The following is a 2,530-nucleotide window of genomic DNA, read 5'->3' as shown; positions in this document are numbered from 1 at the left end:
TTCTTGCCGGGTGTGAAAGCGCCTCGCGCATGGCCGACAGCATTTCGCTGCCGGACTTCGGCTCCTCCTCGCAGACCGAACAGGGCGAGCAGCGCGTCCAGCGCACCGTCGCCTTCCCGGAGGCGGAGTACGCCAGGCTCGACAAGACCGGCACCTCGGTGATCAAGGGCCGCATGTCCTATGAGTGGCAGGGCCAGACGATCTACGCCAACCGGGCGGGCATCTCGATCGCCCCGGTTACCACCTACTCCGCGGAAGCCGCGGAACTGGCACTGGCAGGCAAGACGGCGTCTCGCGCCGACCCGCGCGCCCAGGCCTACACCCACATCGTGCGCACTGACAGCAATGGCTACTTCAATGCCACTGGCCTGCCATCCGGCACCTTCTATGTCGCCGGTGTCGTCCAGTTGCCGGACGGCACACGCAGCCCGCTGATTCTCAGTCAGGTTCAGGTCGGCCGCGGCCAGACCCGCAGCATCGAGCTGAGCCGCTGATACCCGCGTGTTCTTCTTGCTCTACATGCTGCCCTTGCATCGCCGGATGATGGCCACCGCACCATGACGACACTCTCGCTGCGCGCCTATACCCCACAGGCCACGGTCCATGATCACGCCCACCACCAACTGGTGCTGCCGATCCGCGGCCATCTCGATATCCAAGTCGGCAACCATCACGGCACCGTGGTCACCGGCGAGTGCGTCATCATTCGCCCCGGGGAGTCACATCTGTTTCATGCCAAGGACGCCGCGCGCTTCATCGTCGCTGACCTGGACTACCTGCCCGACAACCTCGCGGCGTCGCAACGCGTGGTGTTCTCGATCAGCACCCTGCTGATGAACTACCTGCTGTTTCTCGAAGCCCAGCTGCAGGGTGAGGTCGACAAGCACATCGATCAGCTCTCCATCGCGCTGTTTCTCGGCCTGCTGGAGAAGCAGACCTGTGATCAACGCGTCGACCGTCGTCTGCTTAGGGTGCTCGACGCCATGAACGCGCAGCTCGAGCAGTCCCACGACGTGGCATCACTGGCCCGACTCGCCCACCTGAGCCCGACCCAGTTTCACAAGGTGTTCCGCGACAATCTGGGCGTCAGCGTCAAGCAGTACCTGACTGCCAGACGCATGGAGCGCGCGCGGGCGCAGTTGATCCATACCGATCTCAGCGTCCAGCAGGTCGCCGAGGCCGTCGGCTATCAGAACCTCTCCGCCTTCTCGCGGCGCTTTTCCTGCTACTTCGGCCAGTCGCCACGCGAGATGACGCGCCAGTATTCGAGCCTCACTCCCCCGAATGACTGAATGACTGAATGACCGACTGATTCGATCATCTGAACAACCGATTGAGCATCCGAACCAGCAGTCAACCACCGCACTCTGGCGGTATATGACGTTTTGCTTCTCCTGGCAGATCAGAGCGTAGTTTCAGCACAATATATTCTCGCGATGAGGCGTAATCTCGTGCACACCGAGACACACTTCATTGCGAGCCATCCACCATGCAGCACTCCTTCTCCCGGACGCCCTTCCGCCCAGCGCTGGAACGCCAGATCGGCAACCTTTCCGTCCTCACGGCCGCCCTGCTATGGGGCACGACCGGCACCGCCGCCCACTTCAATCAGGATGTCAGTCCGCTGGCTACCGGCGCCTTCGCCATGGGCTTTGGCGGCATTCTGCAGGCAGTGCTGTCGCGACGAATCCTTCATGAGGAGCTGGCCGCCCTGCTGGTTCATAAGCATCTCGTGCTGTGGGCAGCGCTGTTCATCATAGTCTACCCGCTGGCCTTCTATTCGGCCATGGAATACACCGGCGTGGCGATGGGCACCGTGATCACCATCGCCACGGCGCCGTTGGCGGCAGCGGTGCTGGAATATGTGCTGGATCGCAAGCGCGTCAGTGTGCGCTGGTACGCAGCGCTGATGCTGGGCATGGCTGGCGTGGGACTGATGGCAGTGGGCGAGACACGTCTGGCGGATACGGCAGCGCAAGCCACTGCCAGCGGCGTTGCCAGCGAAAGCCGCAAGCTCATCGGTATCGGGCTGGGCGTGCTGGCCGGCGCGAGCTACGCCACCTATTCGCTGCTTGCCAGACGCATGATGCTGCTGGGCGTGCATCGCCGTGCAGCCATGGGGGCAATGTTCGGCTGTGCCGGCATCATACTGTTGATCGGCCTGGCCATCAGCTGCCTGTTCCTCGATCCGCGCCTGTTTGCCACGCCGGTGAATTCGGCGGTCGCCATCTACATGGCGCTGATCCCGATGCTGCTGGCCAGCCTCATCTTCGGACGCGGGCTCGCCAGCGTGCCCATCAGCCGGGTGACAGTCCTGACCATGTTCGAGCCACTGGTGGCGGGCCTGTTGGCCGTCATCGTGGTCGGCGAGCAGTTCACGCTGATGGGCGCCATCGGCATGGTGCTGATCATGACCTGCCTGATGCTGCAATTGCGGCCGCAGGCAACGCAGGCGCCGATGGCCAGCCCGCAGGCAGACCTCGCGGCCTGGACGACGCCCGACACGGCCTCCGACGCTCTGGTTGAGCCA

The 2,530-nt window shown here is 63.5% G+C and carries 3 protein-coding genes; all 3 read left to right on the top strand.

What is annotated here, in order from left to right:
- A partial coding sequence (locus AC4FAH_RS07990; RefSeq protein WP_485396560.1) for a hypothetical protein occupies window positions 1–494 on the top strand: 494 nt, incomplete at its 5' end.
- Between the two features lie 63 nt (window positions 495–557).
- Window positions 558–1,292, top strand: coding sequence for a helix-turn-helix domain-containing protein (locus AC4FAH_RS07985; RefSeq protein ID WP_485396559.1), 735 nt, complete (start codon window positions 558–560; stop codon window positions 1,290–1,292).
- Between the two features lie 197 nt (window positions 1,293–1,489).
- Window positions 1,490–2,530: DMT family transporter (locus AC4FAH_RS07980; RefSeq protein ID WP_490245868.1), on the top strand; the 1,041-nt coding region annotated here is incomplete at its 3' end.

It is taken from the genome of Cobetia sp., from assembly GCF_983723665.1.
The sequence above is the reverse complement of the archived record's forward strand: the minus strand, read 5'-3'. Positions and strand labels throughout refer to the sequence as shown.